At 63.3% G+C, this 18,266-nt stretch carries 19 protein-coding genes and 1 pseudogene; 9 read left to right on the forward strand and 11 right to left on the reverse strand.

The features are described from left to right. The first annotated feature begins 11 nt into the window (after nt 1-11). Entirely contained in the window at nt 12-836 is an 825-nt protein-coding gene (locus tag NGM99_RS03545; protein WP_252816071.1) for a lytic murein transglycosylase, read from the forward strand. 77 nt (nt 837-913) lie between these two features. After that, nucleotides 914-1,120 carry a DUF1737 domain-containing protein gene (locus NGM99_RS03550; RefSeq protein WP_252816073.1) on the forward strand — a complete coding sequence of 69 codons (207 nt, stop codon included), beginning with the start codon at nt 914-916 and terminating at the stop codon, nt 1,118-1,120. Nucleotides 1,121-1,154: 34 nt separating this feature from the next. On the opposite strand, the gene NGM99_RS03555 is transcribed toward NGM99_RS03550, so the two are convergent. Together NGM99_RS03555 and hemP are read right to left on the reverse strand one after the other, a co-directional pair. Continuing rightward, nucleotides 1,155-1,595, reverse strand: coding sequence for a metallopeptidase family protein (locus NGM99_RS03555; protein ID WP_252816075.1), 441 nt, complete (start codon nt 1,593-1,595; stop codon nt 1,155-1,157). Nucleotides 1,596-1,866: 271 nt separating this feature from the next. Continuing rightward, entirely contained in the window at nt 1,867-2,043 is a 177-nt protein-coding gene (gene hemP / locus NGM99_RS03560) for a hemin uptake protein HemP (protein WP_252816893.1), read from the reverse strand. Between the two features lie 170 nt (nt 2,044-2,213). On the opposite strand from hemP, the gene NGM99_RS03565 reads away from it, so the two are divergent. After that, nucleotides 2,214-2,651: a hypothetical protein gene (locus NGM99_RS03565; RefSeq protein ID WP_252816076.1), complete on the forward strand. Its 438-nt coding sequence runs from the start codon at nt 2,214-2,216 to the stop codon at nt 2,649-2,651. Nucleotides 2,652-2,687: 36 nt separating this feature from the next. Then, complete coding sequence (holA, locus tag NGM99_RS03570; protein ID WP_252816079.1) at nt 2,688-3,719, forward strand: DNA polymerase III subunit delta; 1,032 nt, start codon at nt 2,688-2,690, stop codon at nt 3,717-3,719. A gap of 120 nt (nt 3,720-3,839) precedes the next feature. Here holA and NGM99_RS03575 read toward each other — a convergent pair whose 3' ends face one another. From NGM99_RS03575 to hemE, 9 genes and pseudogenes are all read right to left on the reverse strand, one after another. Further along, nucleotides 3,840-4,715, reverse strand: coding sequence for a ParB/RepB/Spo0J family partition protein (locus NGM99_RS03575; RefSeq protein ID WP_252816082.1), 876 nt, complete (start codon nt 4,713-4,715; stop codon nt 3,840-3,842). Nucleotides 4,716-4,744: 29 nt separating this feature from the next. Beyond that, the gene (locus NGM99_RS03580) at nt 4,745-5,542 is read right to left on the reverse strand and encodes a ParA family protein (RefSeq protein ID WP_252816084.1); all 798 of its coding nucleotides are present in this window, start codon (nt 5,540-5,542) and stop codon (nt 4,745-4,747) included. Nucleotides 5,543-5,663: 121 nt separating this feature from the next. Continuing rightward, nucleotides 5,664-6,281 (reverse strand): 16S rRNA (guanine(527)-N(7))-methyltransferase RsmG, encoded by a 618-nt coding sequence (gene rsmG, locus NGM99_RS03585; RefSeq protein ID WP_252816087.1) that lies wholly within the window; start codon nt 6,279-6,281, stop codon nt 5,664-5,666. 8 nt (nt 6,282-6,289) lie between these two features. Continuing rightward, complete coding sequence (gene mnmG / locus NGM99_RS03590; protein ID WP_252816090.1) at nt 6,290-8,155, reverse strand: tRNA uridine-5-carboxymethylaminomethyl(34) synthesis enzyme MnmG; 1,866 nt, start codon at nt 8,153-8,155, stop codon at nt 6,290-6,292. A 37-nt stretch (nt 8,156-8,192) separates the two neighbouring features. Next, nucleotides 8,193-9,503: a tRNA uridine-5-carboxymethylaminomethyl(34) synthesis GTPase MnmE gene (gene mnmE / locus NGM99_RS03595; RefSeq protein ID WP_252816092.1), complete on the reverse strand. Its 1,311-nt coding sequence runs from the start codon at nt 9,501-9,503 to the stop codon at nt 8,193-8,195. Between the two features lie 123 nt (nt 9,504-9,626). Next, nucleotides 9,627-10,587, reverse strand: a pseudogene (locus tag NGM99_RS03600) (IS481 family transposase). 413 nt (nt 10,588-11,000) lie between these two features. After that, on the reverse strand, nt 11,001-12,266 hold the full coding sequence (gene rho / locus NGM99_RS03605) for a transcription termination factor Rho (protein ID WP_252816095.1): 1,266 nt from the start codon (nt 12,264-12,266) through the stop codon (nt 11,001-11,003). A 216-nt stretch (nt 12,267-12,482) separates the two neighbouring features. Continuing rightward, nucleotides 12,483-13,016: a protoporphyrinogen oxidase HemJ gene (gene hemJ, locus NGM99_RS03610; RefSeq protein ID WP_252816096.1), complete on the reverse strand. Its 534-nt coding sequence runs from the start codon at nt 13,014-13,016 to the stop codon at nt 12,483-12,485. Beyond that, nucleotides 13,013-14,062: a uroporphyrinogen decarboxylase gene (gene hemE / locus NGM99_RS03615; protein ID WP_252816099.1), complete on the reverse strand. Its 1,050-nt coding sequence runs from the start codon at nt 14,060-14,062 to the stop codon at nt 13,013-13,015. Before hemE ends, hemJ begins: the two co-directional genes overlap by 4 nt. Nucleotides 14,063-14,536: 474 nt before the next feature. Here hemE and NGM99_RS03620 point away from each other — a divergent pair, with 474 nt between their 5' ends. From NGM99_RS03620 to dnaQ, 5 genes are read left to right on the forward strand one after another with little or no spacing between them, the layout of a single operon-like run. Next, nucleotides 14,537-15,373, forward strand: coding sequence for a pyruvate, water dikinase regulatory protein (locus tag NGM99_RS03620; protein WP_353937369.1), 837 nt, complete (start codon nt 14,537-14,539; stop codon nt 15,371-15,373). A gap of 12 nt (nt 15,374-15,385) precedes the next feature. Beyond that, nucleotides 15,386-15,985 carry a Maf-like protein gene (locus NGM99_RS03625; RefSeq protein ID WP_252816101.1) on the forward strand — a complete coding sequence of 200 codons (600 nt, stop codon included), beginning with the start codon at nt 15,386-15,388 and terminating at the stop codon, nt 15,983-15,985. After that, nucleotides 15,978-16,814 (forward strand): shikimate dehydrogenase, encoded by an 837-nt coding sequence (locus NGM99_RS03630; RefSeq protein WP_252816103.1) that lies wholly within the window; start codon nt 15,978-15,980, stop codon nt 16,812-16,814. The genes NGM99_RS03625 and NGM99_RS03630 overlap by 8 nt, the downstream gene beginning before the upstream one ends. Continuing rightward, the gene (gene coaE, locus NGM99_RS03635; RefSeq protein WP_252816105.1) at nt 16,811-17,410 is read left to right on the forward strand and encodes a dephospho-CoA kinase; all 600 of its coding nucleotides are present in this window, start codon (nt 16,811-16,813) and stop codon (nt 17,408-17,410) included. The genes NGM99_RS03630 and coaE overlap by 4 nt, the downstream gene beginning before the upstream one ends. Nucleotides 17,411-17,466: 56 nt before the next feature. Next, complete coding sequence (gene dnaQ, locus NGM99_RS03640) at nt 17,467-18,195, forward strand: DNA polymerase III subunit epsilon (RefSeq protein WP_252816107.1); 729 nt, start codon at nt 17,467-17,469, stop codon at nt 18,193-18,195. The last annotated feature ends 71 nt before the right edge of the window (nt 18,196-18,266 follow it).

Raw genomic sequence — 18,266 nt, forward strand, 5'->3', positions numbered from 1 at the left:
AGGAGAATGGAATGGCAGCTGCTGCCAAAGTGAAAATCTGGGCCGCGGCTGCCTTTGCCGCCGTGATGCTGGGCAGCGCGGGCGCCCAAGCTGCGCAATGCGGCAACGACGCCTCGGGCTTCCCCGCATGGCTGGAACAGTTCAAGGGCGAAGCGCAAAGCCAGGGCATTTCGGCTTCGACGCTCAACCGCGCGCTCGGCAACGTGTCCTACGACCGCAAGGTCATCTCGCTCGACCGCAACCAGAAAAGCTTCAAGCTCTCGCTCAACGAGTTCATGGCCCGCCGCGCGCCTGCTTCCTATGTGAAGCGCGCGAAAGGCGTGATGCGCCAGAACGCGGCCCTTCTCCAGCGCATTGAGCAGCGCTACGGCGTGCAGCCCGAAGTGCTGATGGCCATCTGGGGCATGGAAACCGGCTTCGGTGCGAATTCCGGCAACATGAACATCTTCCGTTCGCTGGCGACCCTGTCCTATGACTGCCGCCGCTCCGACTTCTTCACCGAGGAGCTTCTGGCGGCCCTCCAGATCGTCCAGCGCGGCGACAAGACGCCCGAGCAGATGAAGGGCGCCTGGGCCGGCGAGATCGGCCAGACGCAGTTCCTTGCCAAGAACTACCTGCGCTACGCGGTGGATTTCGATGGCGACGGCCGCCGCGACCTGATCTCGTCCAAGGCCGATGTGCTTGCTTCCACGGCCAACTTCCTGGCCCAGCACGGCTGGCAGCCGGGCGCGGGCTACGAGCAGGGCCAGCCCAACTACCGCGTCTTCGCCGACTGGAACCGCGCCACCGTCTACCAGCAGGCGCTCGCTTTGTTCGCCTCTCAGATCGCGAACTGACCAGCGGAATAGGATTGCTTGCCAAAAGGCCGGTTCTGCATTCAGAACCGGCCTTTATCTTTTCAGGACTTTTTCCCGTGAAACTCTACCGCCTCCTCACCGCCCCCGACGACGCCAGTTTCTGCCACAAGGTCACCGCCGCGCTGAACAAGGGCTGGGACCTCCACGGCTCGCCCACCTACGCCTTCGACCCCATCACCCAGACCCTGCGCTGCGGTCAGGCGGTGGTGAAAGAGGTTAAGGGAAAAGACTACACGCCGGATATCAAGCTCAGCGAGCAGTGAGATTTGGGAAGCCTGGGCGAATGCTGGATCTGACTCACTCCGTCTCGGCTTCCGCCTCCAGCTTCTCCATATCCTCGTCCGATAGCCCGAAATGATGCCCGATCTCGTGGATCAGCACGTGGGAAACGATGTCGCCCAGCGTTTCCTCGTTCTCCGCCCAATAATCGAGGATCGCCCGCCGATAGAGCGTGATCCGGTTCGGTCCCTCGCCGGTCTGCGGGTTCCAGCGCTCCGCGATGCCACGCCCCTCGAACAGGCCGAGCAGGTCGAAGGGTGTTTCGAGAGATAGGTCGTCGAGAATTTCTTCAGGCGGAAAATCTGCCACCTGGATCACGATCTCGCCCGTCAGCTTGCGAAAACCTTCGTCCAGATGGGCATAGGCTTCCAGCGCCATCAGCTCCATTTCTTCCAACGAGGGCGAAAACAGTTCGCTCCAGTTGGGCGAGCGCGGACGAGTCTTGTAGAGGCGGGCCATTCTTGATCCTTTTGGCCGCCATATATCGTCTCGGTGATGCGCTTTCGAGGGGAAGTTGCGAAAGGGGGATGCGCCGCTCTCTTCGATCAGAGACGAGGCGATCGGGCCGGGAGCTTGTTTGGGAATTCATCGGCTGAGGGCCGGCGAGGGATTTTCGTTCTCTGCGAGGCGCCGAACGCAGTCGATGCTGGAGGCATCGGCGAGGCTCGGCAGCGACGCAGGCGGCGAAAAGAACCGCTGGACCGACCCGAGGATATCTCCAAATAAGCTCCTACTTGTTGAGGATCAGCTTGCCCTGCTTGGTGATCTTGAGGCGATACAGCGCGCCCGCATGCTCGATGCCGATCTCGCGGTCGCCTGAAAACAGCGTGCGGCTGCTCAGGATCCGATGCGGCACCGCACCCACCACGCTCGTGGCGTTGGGTGAACGCAGGGCTTGCGCGGGCATCCGGAGGAGGTCGGAAGGGGCGACATTGCGCATCGCGTGTCTCCATCACAAAGCGGCGCGAGGGGCCGCGTTAAATCTTGACGTTCTTTGTCAACTTTCCTAGGGATGGCATCGGTTGGCCTCGGAAGTCAAGCGGCCTTCAAAAGGGAAATTTCGAAGTGGGAGCAATGATGGGTTTTCGCGGGGTCGCCTTCGGGCTCGCACTTCTGGCAACAGGCGGCGCGGTCGCGCAGGACGCGCCGAGCGCGCCGGCTGGCGAACAATTGCTGCTTGAACTCAATGCCTTGCAGCCTTCCGACAAAGGCGGTTGCCGCCTCACCTTTCTCGTCAAGAACGAGCTGAAATCCGCGCTCGACAAGGCCGGCTTCGAGATGGCGCTGTTCGATGAGAACGGTGCGGTGAACCGCTTGGCCGTGCTCGAATTCAACGATCTGCCCGTCAACAAGACCAAGATCAGCCGCTTCGATCTCGCGGGCGCCGATTGCGCCAAGATCAGCCGCGTCCTGATCAACAATTCCTCGTCCTGTGCCGGCGCAGGCGTCGATCCCAAGCTCTGCCTGAACGCGCTCAAGACCGAGACCCGCACCAAGGTCACCTTCGGCAGCTGATTTCGCGCCGCGTCTCTCCATGCTAGGGGCTTGGGGATGGCGCAGAAGAAAGCTCATGAGGTCGAATCCTGGCTTGCCCGGCCCGACCCGAAAACCGCGATCGTGCTGATCTACGGGCCTGATCGCGGCTTGGTCAGCGAGCGTGCGAAAGCGTTTGCCGAAAAATCCGGCGTGCCGCTCGACGATCCCTTCTCGGTAGTCAAGCTCGATGCCGGTTCGGAAACCGAGCCCGGCCGTGTGGTCGATGAAGCGCGCACGGTTTCCATGTTCTCGCCGCGCCGCCTACTCTGGATCCGCAATGCCGGCAACCAGAAGAGCTTGGTGGACGATCTTGCCGAACTCGCCAAGCGCCCGCCCAGCGATGCGATCCTGCTCGTCGAAGGCGGCGATCTGAAAAAGGGCGCCTCGCTCCGCGCGCTTGCCGAGGAAAGCCCGGCCGCGATCGCCCTGCCTTGTTACGCAGACGAATCGAAAACCATCGACACGCTGATCAACGACGAGCTGAAGCGCAGCAATCTGACGATCACCGAAGACGCGCGCGCGGCCCTTCACGAATTGCTCGGCGGCGACCGCATGGCCTCGCGCGGCGAAATCGAAAAACTCGGCCTGCACGCGGGCGGGGGCGGCGAGATCACCCTGTCCGATGTCCGCCTCCTGACCGGCGACGTGTCCGCCGCTTCGGTGGACGAAGTGATCGAGCAGGCCGTGCAAGGCAATCCATCGGAACTCGGCCGCCTGTTCAGCGCCCATGTCACCCTGCCCGCCCAGGTCCAGCCGTTGTTGGCTGCGGCCCTGCGGCAGTTCCAGACGCTTTATTTCCTGCGCGCCACAATGGACAGCACCCGCGCCAATGCCTCGTCAGCGGTCTCGGCGCTGCGCCCGCCCCCCTTCGGCCCCCGCCGCGCCGCGCTGGAACGTGGTGTCATCCGCTGGCCGATGGCCGCGCTGCAGACCGCACTCGCCCAGCTTCAATCCGCCGTCCTCGAAAGCCGCCGCCGTCAGGACTTGGCACTGGCGGTGGCCGAGCGAACGCTGTTGAGCTTGGCTGTTCGAGCAAAGCGGAACTGATGGCTTTGCCCCGAAGCGCCTAGCGGCTTTTCGGAACAGGATGCTTTCAAAACAGTGAGTTGGAGGCGCAACAGCAAGTGAGAGGTCGGCCGGCAAACAAGCCGACCGGAAACGCGCGGTTCAGCCCTTCAACCGCCGGCAAAGATCGTCCAGCTGCTCGAGGCTCTTATAGCCGATGCGCAGCTCGCCACCCTTGGGCTTGTGATTGATCGCAACCTTCAGACCGATCACATCGGCCAGGAGCTTTTCGAGCGCCCGCGTATCGGCATCCTTTTCAGGCTTCGGCGCTTTCTCAGCCGGTTCCGTTTCGCCCTCTTCCGCAGTGCCTTGCGCGATCGCCTCGGCCTGGCGCACCGACAAGCCTTCCTCCACGATACGCTGCGCGAGAGCCACCGGATCCTGCACTGTGATCAGCGCGCGGGCATGCCCGGCGGACAACTGGCCATCCACCAGCATGTCGCGGACGATGTCCGGCAATTTCAACAGGCGCAGCGTGTTCGCCACATAGCTGCGGCTCTTGCCGATCACCTGTCCCAGATCGGCCTGCGTGTAATTGTGATCTTCGATCAGCTGCTGATAGCCCAGCGCCTCTTCCACCGGGTTAAGGTCCGAGCGCTGCACGTTCTCGACGATGGCGAGTTCGAGCGCCGTCCGGTCGTTCACATCGCGCAGAATAACCGGCACTTGCGCGAGACCTGCCTTTTGCGCGGCGCGCCAGCGCCGCTCGCCGGCGATGATCTCGTAACGCTGCGTGTGTCCCACCAAGGGCCGCACCACGATGGGCTGCACCAATCCATGCTGCTGGATCGAGCGCGCCAGGTTGTCCAGATCGTCCTCGCTGAATGAACGACGCGGGTTGCGCTTGTTGTGCGCGATGGCATCGAGCGGCACCTGTCCGTCGGGCTGAACGGCAGCTTCGTCGGGGTTCTTGTCGATCTCGCCCAGAAGTGCCGCCAAGCCACGGCCCAAGCGTTTGCGGGACTGGTCGTCGTTCATGGCCGGTCCTTTCGGATGCGAATCATTCATCACGCCGCGCGCAACCGGCGTTCCTGACGGATCACCTCGGAGGCCAACTGGAGATAGGCTTGGCTGCCCGAGCATTTCAGGTCGTAGAGGATCGCCGGCTTGCCGTGGCTGGGTGCTTCCGACACGCGCACATTGCGTGGGATGATGGTCTCATAGACCTTCTCACCCATATGCGCCCGCACATCCTCGACCACCTGATTGGCGAGGTTGTTGCGCCCGTCATACATGGTCAAGACGATGCCCTGGATCGTCAGGCGCGGGTTGATCGAGCGTTTCACCTGCTCGACCGTTTCCAGCAACTGGCTCAGGCCTTCGAGCGCGAAGAACTCGCATTGCAGCGGCACCAGCACCGAATGCGCCGCCGCCATCGAGTTCAGCGTGAGGAGATTGAGCGAAGGCGGGCAGTCGACCAGCACATAGGTGAAACCGGCACGCGCGGCACTTGGCGAGGCGAAGGCTTGGCGGAGCCGTAAAGCGCGGTCGGGCGCCATGCCGATTTCCATCTCGACGCCCAAAAGATCGAGCGTCGAAGGCACGATGGAAAGGCCGGGCACCACCGTGCGCTTGGCCGCCTGTTCCACTGTCGCCGAGTTCGTCAGGAGGTCATAGGACGAGATATCGCGCTCGCGGCGATTGATGCCGAGCCCCGTGCTCGCATTGCCCTGCGGGTCGAGGTCCACGATCAGCACCTGCTCGCCGATGGCCGCAAGGGCGGTGGCAAGGTTGATCGCCGTCGTCGTCTTGCCGACGCCGCCTTTCTGGTTGGCCACGGTGATGATCCGGGGACCGCTCTGCATGGTTGCCCTCGACAGTTCCAGAGCCCTCTCGGTGATCTTCGATGCACCGGAAAAACTCTGTCTTATAACCTCGGTCGCGATCCCGAACGCAAAGCCGCTGCGCGGTTTGGCCGGGATTGCCCTATTTTGCGCGAACCGGCCGGAGGTTGCGAATCTCGAGGATGGCGCTTTCCAAATCAGTTCGGCTCGGATGCTCTACCACGTCGAACTGCCACAGCGCGCGACTTTCTTCGATCTCGGCGCGATAGTTTTTACCTTTTGGAAAGAGCCCGACCGCGCCTTTCCGCAGCCATAGCTCGGAAAGGCCCAAAAGCTTCGAGAGGGAAGCCAAGGCCCGCGCCGTCACGATCTCAGGCACCGCGATCATCGTATTGACCGCCTCGATGCGCTCGTTCCATACGGAAGCCGGGAGCTCCATCGCATCCGCAGTCTCGCGCAAAAAGTTCGCTTTCTTGCCTGTGCTCTCGACCAGATCGATATGCCCTTCGGGCTTTTCCTTGAGCGTGATCGCCAGGACAATTCCCGGAAAACCGCCGCCCGAACCGAGATCGATCCAGCGATTGGAATCCGGCTTAAGATCCGCCAGTTGCAGGCTGTCGCGAAAATGCCGTTCCCAGATTTGGTCCAGCGTGGAGGGCGCCACGAGGTTCATGCGGCCAGCGGCGTCACGAAACCTGTGCTCGAATTCGATCAGCCGCTCGCGTGTTTCACGTGAAACCTTGTCGAGCCAGTCGGGCATACCGGTCATTAGCTGGCTAAGCCATAGGAGCGAATCCGGGAAAGGATCAGGCTCATCGCCGCCGGCGTCATGCCATCCATCTTCTGCGCTTCCGCCAGCGAGCGCGGACGGCGCTGACGCAGCTTCTGCTTGAGCTCAAGCGACAGGCCAGCCACACCATCGAAGTCGATATCCTCGGGGATCAGCCGCGCTTCCTCCCGCCGCATCTCGGCAATGTCCGCCGATTGCCGGTCGAGATAGACCGCATAGGTCGCTTCCGTCTCGAGCCGCTCGGCGAGCTTCGGATCGATACCCCTGAGTTCGGGCCAGACACGCGACAGGCGCGTGACCGTCATGTCCGGCTGGCTCATCAACTCGTAAGCCGTGCGGCGGCGGCCGTCGCGGTTGAGCTCGATCCCATGCGGTGCCGCTTCATGCGCGGTGAGCGAAAGCGACTGGGTGAGGGCACGTGCTTGGGCCAAGGCCTCGCTCGATTCGTGGTAATGCGCGGCGCGGGTCGTGCCCACCACACCGAGTTCGATCCCGAGCGGCGTCAAGCGCTGGTCGGCATTGTCGGCGCGCAAGGTCAGGCGAAACTCGGCGCGCGAGGTGAACATGCGGTAGGGCTCGCTGACGCCACGGCTGGTGAGGTCGTCCACCATCACCCCGAGATAGGCATCCGTCCGGCTGACGACCCTGCCATCGCCGCCACCCGCACGCCGCGCCGCATTGATGCCGGCGAGCAGGCCTTGCGCGCCCGCTTCCTCATAGCCTGTCGTGCCATTGATCTGACCGGCCAGGAACAGACCGGGCAGGCGGCACGTCTCGAGCGTCGGCTCCAACTCGCGCGGATCAACATGGTCGTATTCGATGGCATAGCCCGGCTGCAGGATGCGCACCTGCTCCAGCCCCGGAATGCTCTGGATCAGTTCGCTCTGAACCTCTTCCGGCAGGGAGGTCGAGATGCCGTTCGGATAAACGACATCGCTGTCGAGCCCCTCGGGCTCCAGGAAGATCTGGTGTCCCTCGCGGTCGCCGAACTTGACGATCTTGTCCTCGATCGACGGGCAGTAACGCGGGCCGACCCCTTCGATGGAGCCGGAATACATGGCCGAGCGATGAAGGTTGTCGCGAATGATCCGGTGCGTTTCGGGCACCGTTCGGGTAATCGCGCATTCGATCTGCGGCGTGGTAATCCGGTCAGTGAGAAACGAAAACGGCACCGGGTCTTCGTCCGCGGCCTGCTTTTCCAACTCGTCCCAACGGATGGTCTTGCGATCGAGCCGGGCAGGGGTGCCGGTCTTCAGGCGGGACAACGCAAAGCCGGCGTCTCGGAGGCGAATCGATAAACCATAGGAGGGCTGTTCGCCGATGCGACCAGCCGGGATCTTTTTTTCGCCGATATGGATCAGGCCACCGAGGAACGTGCCGGTGGTGAGAACGACGGCACCCGCATCAAGCGTCCGCCCATCGGCCAGCACGACGCCTTTGACGCGATTGCCGGAGACCACCAAGTCAGCGACTTCACCTTCGATCACCTCGAGCCCATCCGTCTCGGCGATCAGTGCCTGAATGGCTTGCGCATAGAGCTTGCGGTCTGCCTGCGTCCGGGGCCCGCGTACGGCGGCACCCTTGCGGCGGTTGAGCAGGCGAAACTGGATGCCGGCACGGTCGGCAGCGCGGCCCATCAAGCCGTCCAGCGCATCGATCTCACGCACCAGATGGCCCTTGCCCAACCCGCCGATCGCAGGGTTGCAGGACATCACGCCGAGATTGTCGTGACGCAGCGTGACGAGCGCGGTCTTCGCACCTATGCGCGCGGCGGCAGCGGCGGCTTCCGTGCCGGCATGGCCGCCGCCGATGACGATCACATCGAAAGAGGAAACAGGGTTCATGCGCGCGCTCATACAGCATGAACCGGTTTCACGTGAATCACTTTCCGATGCAGAAAGACGAGAAGATTTCGCCCAAAACATCCTCGGTTCCGATTTCCCCGGTGATACGGCCGAGAGCCGTCGCGGCAAGGCGCAGGGATTCGGCCCGCAGTTCGAGCGGACGGCTGTCGATCGACGCGTCTTCCAATTCAGCGGCAGCGACGCGGAGATAAGTGGCGTGACGCTCGCGGGAAGGGAGGATCTCACCGAGATCGCCCAGCGAAGAGGCGGCTTGGCTGCCGATCAGCGAAAGAAGTGCCTCAATGCCTTCGCCGGTTTCCGCTGAGATCGTCAGGTCGGTTCGAGGCCGATCGTTGCCGGCAAGATCGGCCTTGCTCCCCACTGTCACGATATTCGGATGCGCTTGTGGAAGGCTTTGCGGCTGCGGATCGGAAAGGTCGATGAGGTGCAGCACCAGCTTCGCCTCGCGCGCCCGCTCCAGTGCCCGCGCAATACCGATGCTTTCCACGCGTCCGGCATTCTCGCGCAGGCCTGCCGTGTCCACGAGGCGCACGCGATTGCCGTCGAGCGAGAGTTGGACCTCGATCAGGTCACGGGTGGTCCCGGCTTCGTCCGACACGATTGCCGCCTCGCGCTGTGCCAGCGCGTTGAGCAGCGTGGATTTCCCGGCATTGGGCGCGCCGAGGATCACCACTTCAAAGCCTTCGCGCATCTGGTTCACCCGCGCGAGCCCGCCGAGATGTGCCAGCACCTCGCCGCGCAAGGCGGCCATATCCATCCAGATGCGGTCCGCAACCGACCCCGGCACGTCGCTTTCATCCGAAAAGTCCAGCTCCGCCTCGATCATGGCGCGTGCATGGAGCATCCGTTTGCGCCACGATGCGTAAAGCGCACTTTGCCGCCCGCCGAGGTTCTCCGCCGCGAAACGCCGCTCGGCTTCCGTTTCGGCCGCGACCAGATCGGCCACGGCTTCCGTTTGAACCAGATCGGCCTTGCCGTTCAGAAATGCCCGCCGGCTGAACTCGCCGGGCTCGGCCATGCGCAGGCCATGAGCGCGGAGGGCGGCAAACAGCCGGTCGAGGATGGCGCGGCCGCCATGAATGTGGAACTCCCCGCAGTCCTCGCCGGTCTCCGAACGCGGGCCTTCAAAGAACACGACCATGCCGTGGTCGATGAGCTGCCCGTCCGCGTCGCGCAGGGCGCGGGGGGTAAGCTGACGATGCGGGGGGAGGGTGTTCGCGAGCGCTTCGATGACGGTCGCGGTCTTCGGGCCGGAAAGGCGCACGACACCGATGGCGGCAGGCAGACGACCGCTGCCGAGGGCGAAGATGGTGTCGATGGCGGTCATGAGTGGGCTGCGGGTTGCTTGGTGTTCGTTGTGGTGGAGAGGGCACGGCATGGATTCTCGGGTCAAGCCCGAGAATGACAAAGATGGGGTGCTATGGTCGTTGGAAATTGCGGAGGCTGAAGGCTAGGTGTTCAGTCCCGGCATCTGGTGGATCGGGTTGATGATGAACCGATCTGGCTCTGAGGTCCAGATTTTGGCGATGTATTCGTAGGGTGTGAGCCCGCTGAGCGTCTTGAGCCGGCGGGCGAAGTTGTATGCGGCCATGAAGTCGGCGAGGTGCGTCCGCAACTGGTCGTGGCTCTCGTAATGGAAGCGTTTGACGGTGGCCTCTTTGATCGTGCGGTTCATCCGCTCGCGCCTCGCCGTTGGTCCAGGGATGGTTCGGCTTCGTCAGTCGATGCTCGATATCGTTTGCCTCGCAGATCATGTCGAAGCGCATCTGGCGCGACCAGGCGGTGTTGCGGTTGCGCGGCTGCTCGGCGAACTGGATGCCGTTATCGGTCAGGATCGTGTGGATGCGGTAGGGCACGGTCTCCATCAGGTGTTCGAGGAACTCCCATGCTGTCCGGCGATCAGCCTTGTCGACCAGCTGCGTGACCGCGAACTTGGCTGTGCGGTCGATGCCGACGAACAGGTAGAGCTTGCCTTCGGCAGTCTGCACCCCAGCGATATCGATGTGAAAGAAGCCGATCGGGTAGCGCTTGAAGCGCTGCGGCTTCGGCTTGTCGCCCTCGATGTCCGGCAGGTGGGATATGCCATGCCGCTGGAGGCACCGGTGTAACGCTGACCGCGTCAGGTGCGGGATCGACGGTTGCAGGGCATAGAGGCAGTCGTCGAGCGGCAGGAGCGTGTGCCGCCGGAACGCCACAACCATCGCCTCCTCTGCTTCGGACAGGGTCGTTGAATGAGGGGCCTTCGGCCCGGTCTTCAGATCCTCCACTGTCGCCCGCTTGCGCCACTTCGCAACCGTCTTCGGGTTGATCCCCAGCTCACGGCTCAGCGTCGCGAGCGAAGCTTGCGATCGCTGTATTGCTGCTCGGACGGCGTGCGTGGTCGTGGCGCTCCCATGACGAACCTGTCCCATACGGCTTCCTTCCATTCCAACGAAAGGATCGCACCATCAAACCGTGGGATCAAACAGCTAGCGCCTGTTCCCCTCCATTCGTCATTCTCGGGCTTGACCCGAGAATCCATGCCGTGAGGTTGCCAGTTGGAAGGAGGTGAGCGCGGAAATGCTGAGTTTGGCGGAGAGGTCACCCCCACCCCTCACCCCTCTCCATAGGTGGGAAGGGAGACATCCACGTTGCGTTTCTCACTTGAAACTTGGTGACTGGCTTGAAGGATCAAGCAGGATGCCCTTGTCCTCCCTTTCTCCTTGTGGGGAGGGGTAAGGGGTGGGGTAAAACCTCAGAACCTGGCTCCAATCCGCCCACACCACTTCCCTACACCCAAACAAAAAAGCCGCCCGAAGGCGGCTTGTTTCGTTTCCGACTCGGTTCAGGTGTTCATCGAGTCGAAGAAATCGGCGTTCGTCTTCACCTGCTTGAGCTTGTCGATCAGGAACTCGATCGCATCCGTGGTGCCCATCGGGGCGAGGATGCGGCGCAGCACGAAGATCTTCTGGAGGTCCGACTTCTGAACCAGCAGGTCTTCCTTGCGCGTGCCGGACTTGAGGATGTCCATGGCCGGATAGATGCGCTTGTCGGCGACCTTGCGGTCGAGCACGATTTCGGAGTTGCCGGTGCCTTTGAACTCTTCGAAGATCACTTCGTCCATGCGCGAGCCGGTGTCGATGAGAGCCGTCGCGATGATGGTCAGCGAACCGCCTTCCTCGATGTTGCGGGCGGCACCGAAGAAGCGCTTGGGGCGCTGGAGAGCGTTGGCGTCCACACCACCCGTCAGCACCTTGCCCGATGACGGCACGACCGTGTTGTAGGCGCGGCCCAGACGCGTGATCGAATCGAGCAGGATCACCACGTCACGGCCATGCTCGACGAGGCGCTTGGCCTTTTCGATCACCATTTCGGCGACCTGCACATGGCGCACGGCGGGTTCGTCGAAGGTCGAGGATACGACCTCGCCCTTCACCGAGCGCTGCATGTCGGTGACTTCCTCGGGGCGCTCGTCGATGAGCAGCACGATGAGATAGCATTCGGGATGGTTGGTGGTGATCGACTGCGCGATGTTCTGCATCAAGACGGTCTTGCCCACGCGCGGCGGCGCGATGATCAGCGCGCGCTGGCCCTTGCCGATGGGGGCCACGAGATCGACCACGCGGGCGGAGATGTCCTTGCCGGTGGGAACGGCCATTTCCATCTTGAGGCGCTCATTGGGGTAGAGCGGCGTCAGATTGTCGAAATGGATCTTGTGGCGGATCTTCTCGGGGTCATCGAAATTGATCGTGTTGACCTTGAGAAGCGCGAAATAGCGCTCGCCTTCCTTCGGTGAGCGGATCGGGCCTTCCACCGTGTCGCCGGTCTTCAGCGAGAAGCGGCGGATCTGCGAGGGCGAGATGTAGATGTCGTCCGGGCCCGGCAGGTAGTTGGCATTGGCCGAGCGGAGAAAGCCGAACCCGTCCTGAAGCACTTCCACCACGCCGTCGCCGATGATCTCGACATCCTGCGCCGCGAGCTTCTTGAGGATGGCGAACATCAGCTCCTGCTTGCGCATCACCGAGGCGTTCTCGACCTCGAGCGATTCAGCGAACGCGATCAGGTCGGTGGGCTTCTTGTTCTTGAACTCCTGGAGCTTCATTTCCTGCATGAAGGATACTTCTCGGGCCTTGGACTGAATGGGATTTTGGCGCGGTAGACCTGCGGCGAAGGGATCGGCGAGGCACTGACTATCTGGGAAGGCGTCGAACGCAACCGGACAAAGACGAGGCAAAGGGCGCGTGACGAGAGGAAGAGCCTTTATCTAAACGCTGCCGCGCCCAAGAGCAAGGCGGGCCAGCACCGATTTTTCAAGTGAGGCCGGCTGTCAGAACGGCTTCACCACCACGAGGATCACGATCAGGATCATCAGCACCGTCGGCACTTCGTTGACGATGCGCCAGTGCTTCGTGCTCTTGGTGTTCCGATCCTGCGCGAAGGTGCGCACGCCCTTGGACAGGTAGCCGTGCAGACCCGACAAAAGCAGCACGAGCGTGATCTTGGCGTGCAGCCAGCTGCCCTGGAAGGCGAACACTTTCCAGGCGAGCCAGAGGCCGAAGCTCCAGGTGGCGATCATGGCCGGGTTGATGATGGCGCGCAGCAGGCGGCGTTCCATGATCTTGAAGGTTTCGCTCTTTTCCGAGCCGACGGCCGCTTCCGAATGGTAGACGAAGAGCCGCGGCAGGTAGAGAAGCCCGGCCATCCAGGCGATCACCGCGATGATGTGCAGCGCCTTGATCCAGGGATAGAAATCCTCGGGCACGAACAGGATCAGAAGCGCCGAGAAGCCCGCGAAGATCAGCAGCGCCACGATCCCGCGCGTCAGCGCCACGCGTCCTCTCGTGCTCTCCGTCGCACTCATGCCTTGGCTCTCACCCGTTCGATCATGCGTTCCACATGGGCGATTGGCGTCGGCGGCGTGATGCCGTGGCCGAGATTGAACACCAGCGGCCCATCGCCCAGTTCGCGCAGGATGGCATCCACGCCCTCGTCGAGCGCCCGCCCACCGGCCAGAAGCCGTAAGGGATCGAGATTGCCCTGCACGGCCCCGCGCGCCTGCAGGCGCTTGGCCTGCGCGAGCGGCACGGTCCAGTCGAGGCCGAGCACATCGACGCCCGTTTCCGCGCGATAGGTTTCGAGCCGTGTGCCGGCCCCTTTCGGAAAGCCGATCACCGGCACGTTCGGGTAGGCGGCGTGAACACGGGCGGTGATGCGCTCGACGGGCTCCACGGCAAAGGCCTGAAAGCTTTCGCCGTCGAGAATGCCAGCCCATGAATCGAAGATCTGCACCGCATCCGCGCCCATCTCGATCTGGCGGATGAGATAATCGGCGCAGGCATCGGCCAGAAGCGTCAGAAGCTGGCGGAAAAGCTGCGGCTCAAGGTAGGAGAAGATCCGCGCGGGCGCTTGGTCGGGTGTGCCGTGGCCCGCGATCATATAGGTCGCCAGCGTCCAGGGCGCGCCAGAGAAGCCGATCAACGTGGTCTCGGGCGGCAACTCCTCGCGCAGGCGCCGCACGGTCTCGTAAACGGGCGCCAGATGCTCGTGCAGGCGCGACGGATCGAGCCGGGGGATGTCGGATGCCTCCATGGGCGTCATCAGCGGCCCACGGCCTTCCTCGAAGCGCAGATCGCGTCCCAGCGCATGAGGGATCACCAGAATGTCGGAGAACAGGATCGAGGCATCGAAGCCGAAGCGGCGGATCGGCTGAAGCGTCACTTCGACGGCAAGGTCGGGATTGTAGCAGAGATCGAGAAAGCTTCCCGCCTGTTGGCGTGTCGCCCGGTATTCGGGAAGGTAGCGTCCCGCCTGTCGCATCATCCAGATCGGGGGAACCTCGAAGCGTTCGCCCTTCATCACCTCCAGAGCCTTTCGGCGGGGTGCTGCCTGTGCCGGCTGTTCTCCCATATTCAAAGAGAATCCATAAAGAGGAGTCTTTTGATTCTTAGACTCTGTTGGAATCGGGAATGCTGAAGCATCCACAGTGCGGGGCTTGAAATGGGACCGAAACCGAAAACGGGAAGTCTCCGGCCTCGGGCTGTGGACATAAACGGGGAGGAGCGGAGAAGTCCATGCGGAATCAGGGCTCTAAGACGCCGTGCCGCAGGCGGGCGTTTGTGGATGAGGTGTGACGGGTCGCGTGTTTATCCCCATCACCATCCACACCCCTCGATCCGCCCTGTCTGTGGGCGGATTTGTGGATAAAGGGGTGGCCTATACAGGGGGCTTTTCCACAGGCCCCCGAACCGTCCCGCTTTTCCACAGCCCTCCACAGGGGCAGACCCAAACAGGGGCGCGGCCAGCCGAAAAAGCCCCGGGACTCTTTCGCCAACTCATTGTTTCCGCCGGGATTCCCGGCAGAGCCGCCTGGGGATATGTGCCGTGAATAAGCCGCCTGTTTCGAAGCCGCAGAGCTTCTTCCACCTGCACATGATCTCGGACGCGACGGGCGAAACGCTGCTCGCCGCAGGCCGCGCGGCCGCCGCGCAATATCGCGACGCACGCGCCATCGAGCACATCTATCCGCTGATCCGGAACGAGAAGCAGCTCGAAAAGGTCTTCGAGGAGATCGAGGAACAGCCGGGCATCATTCTCTACACCATGGTCGATCAGGAACTTTCGGGGCGTATCGACGAGAAGGTGAAGCTGTTGGGGCTGCCTTGCGTGTCGGTGCTGGAACCCGTGCTGAGCGTTTTCCAGTCCTATCTCGGCATGCAGGCGGGCCGGCGTGTCGGCGCGCAGCACGTGCTCGACGCCGATTACTTCCGCCGCATCGACGCGCTCACCTTCACCATGGAGCACGATGACGGCGCGCTGCCGCCCGACATGGAGGAGGCCGATATCGTGCTGGTCGGCATTTCGCGCACTTCGAAGACACCGACCTCGATCTATCTCGCCAATCGCGGCATCAAGACCGTCAATATTCCGATCGTCGTGGGCGTGCCCCTGCCCCCCGTTCTGTTCGCCGCCAAGCGCCCGCTGGTGGTGGGCCTGATCGCCACCGCCGAGCGCATCTCACAGGTGCGCCAAAGCCGCATGGTGGCGGGCAGTTCGGGGCTCGACCAGGATTTCTACGTGGATCGCGCGGCGATCAGCGAAGAGCTCGCTTACGCGCGCAGCCTTTGCACCCGCCATGGCTGGCCGACCATCGACGTCACCCGCCGCTCCATCGAGGAAACCGCCGCCGCCATCCTTGCCTTGCGCTCGAAGCCGAGATAGGCCCCCCACCCCATGACCGAGCCTTTGATCCTCGCTTCCGGCAGCCGCTTCCGTCAGAAGATGCTCGGAGATGCCGGCCTTGCTTTCGACGTCATCCTGCCCGATCTCGACGAGCGCGCGCTGGAAGCACCCCTGCAACAAAGCGGGGCGACGCCTGAAGACGTGGCGCGGGTCTTGGCGGAAGCCAAGGCCGTGGCGGTGAGCGAGACCGCGCCCGGCCGTCTCGTGCTCGGCTGCGATCAGACGCTTTCGCTGGGCGACCGCGTGTTCCACAAGCCCGCCACGATGGATGAAGCGCAGGAGACCATCTTTGCGCTGTCGGGCCAGACGCACCAGCTCAACAGTGCGGCCGTTCTGGCGCTCGACGGGCAAGCCGTCTGGCACCATGTGGCGGTGGCGCGGATGACCATGCGTGCGCTTTCACCCGCCGAGATCGGCCGCTATTGCGGTCGTGCCGGTGAGACGATCCTGCAAAGTGTGGGCGCCTACCAGATCGAAGGCCTCGGCGCGCAGCTCTTCGAGCGCATCGAGGGCGACTACTGGACAGTGGTCGGCCTGCCGCTCCTGCCGGTGCTCGGCGCGCTTCGCGAGCGGGGGATGCTCGATGTCTAAAGCTTTCGTTTGCGGCTATCCGATCAGCCATTCCCGCTCGCCGCTGATCCACCGTTTCTGGCTGCGGAAATACGGCCTCGACGGTGCCTATGACCCGCTCTCCGTGCCGCCCGACGAGTTGCATGCGCTCGTTTCCCGCATTCGCGCGGGCGAGTTCGCAGGGGGCAATGTCACGATCCCGCTCAAGGAAGAAGCCTTTACCGAGGTGGACCGCCGCGACGAGGCGGCCGACACCATCGGTGCGGTCAACACGCTGTGGCGCGATGGCGTCACGCTCTGGGGCGGCAACACGGACGCCTATGGCTTCGCCGCCAATCTCGATGCGGAAGCGCCGGGCTGGGCGACGGGCGGCGGCACGGCGGTCGTGTTGGGCGCGGGCGGCGCTTCACGCGCCGTGCTCCATGCCCTGGTCGAGCGCGGCTTCGACGTTTCGCTCACGAATCGAACGGAGGAACGCGCGGAAGGTCTCGCAGCGCATTTCGGCCCGCGCGTGCATGTCGCGCCTTGGGAGGAGCGCCAGCATCTTTTGCAACACGCCAAGCTCCTCGTGAACACCACCTCGCTCGGCATGACCGGCAAGGATGCGCTCGACCTCGATCTTGCCGCGCTCCCGTCCTACGCGGTCGTCACCGATATCGTCTATGTGCCGCTCGAAACCCCGCTGATCAAGGCCGCGAAGGCGCGCAGCGACCTGCAGGTGGTGGATGGGCTCGGCATGCTGCTGCACCAGGCCGTGCCCGGCTTCGAGCGCTGGTTCGGCGTGCGCCCCGAGGTGACGCCCGAACTCCGCGCCCTGATCGTGGACGATATCCTGAAGGCGCATCCATGATCGTTCTCGGCCTCACCGGCTCCATCGGCATGGGCAAGAGCACTACGGCGACGATGTTCCGCGAGGCGGGCGTGCCGGTGCATGACGCGGACGAAGCGGTGCACCGGCTCTATGCGGGCGAAGCCGTGGCACAGGTCGAGGCCGAGTTCCCCGGTGTGACGGTTGCGGGCCGCATCGACCGCGACCGCCTCGCCTCCCGCGTGCTGGGCGATGCGGATGCCTTGAAGCGGCTCGAGCGCATCGTTCACCCGCTGGTGCGTGCTGACGCCGACCGCTTCCTCAATGAGTGCCGGGAAAAAGGCGAACCGCTCGCTGTTCTCGACATTCCGCTTCTGTTCGAAACAGGCGGGCGCGAGCGTGTCGATCAGGTGGTGGTCGTGACGGCCCCGGCCGAGACCCAGCGGGCGCGCGTGCTGTCGCGGCCCGGCATGACGGCGGAAAAGTTCGAGGCCATCCTCGCGCGCCAGGTGCCGGATCTCGAAAAGCGCAGGCTGGCGGATTTCGTGATCGATACGGGGGCAGGGATGGAGGCAGCACAGGCGGAAGTCGCACGCATCGTGGCACTTCTCAAAGCGCAGGGGACAGGGGCCGGTTAAGCATTGCGGCGTAAGGCTCGGACGCCCATCTTCGGGTGGACGCTGAAAGGAAAACCATGCGCGAGATCGTGTTCGACACCGAAACCACCGGCCTCGACTTTTCCGACGACCGCGTGATCGAAATCGGCGCCATCGAAATGGACAACCGGTTCGTCACCGGCCGTGTCTTCCACCACTACATCAACCCGCAGGGCCGCGCGATCCATCCCGATGCCTTGGCTGTCCACGGCATCGGCGAGGACCAGCTCAAGGGCAAGCCACACTTCGGTGAAATCGTGGAAGAGTTCGCGGCCTTCATCGAGGGTGCGAACCTCGTCGCGCATAATGCGCGCTTCGACATTTCCTTTATCAATGCCGAGTTCAAGCGACTGAAACTCGCGCCCATCGGCGACGACCGCGTGGTGGACACGCTGCAGCTTGCCAAGCGCAAGCATCCGATGGGGCCGAACTCGCTCGATGCCTTGTGCCGGCGCTACGGCATCGACAACAGCCGCCGCACCAAGCACGGCGCCCTGCTCGACTCCGAGCTTCTGGCCGAAGTCTATATCGAACTGATCGGGGGCAAGCAGACGGCACTCGTGCTCGAAGCGTCTTCGGGCGGGCGCGGGTCCGAGGCGGGCGACAACCGCCAGACGGGCGGGATCAGCGCGGTCCAGCCGCGCGCCGTGCCCTTGCCGTCACGGCTGGATGCCGAAACGCTCGCAGCCCACGACAAGCTCGTGGCGGGCTTGGGCGAAAAGGCGATCTGGGCGAAATTCGCATCCGCCCAGACTGCGGAAGGCTGACGCCTTATCTTAGAGTCTATCCGGTTCTTTTTGAACCGAACAGGCTCTCGATTCCCTGTTTATCGGCTGTC

Origin of the sequence: Mesorhizobium liriopis, assembly GCF_024053505.1 — a bacterium.
GTDB lineage: Bacteria > Pseudomonadota > Alphaproteobacteria > Rhizobiales > Rhizobiaceae > Mesorhizobium_B > Mesorhizobium_B liriopis.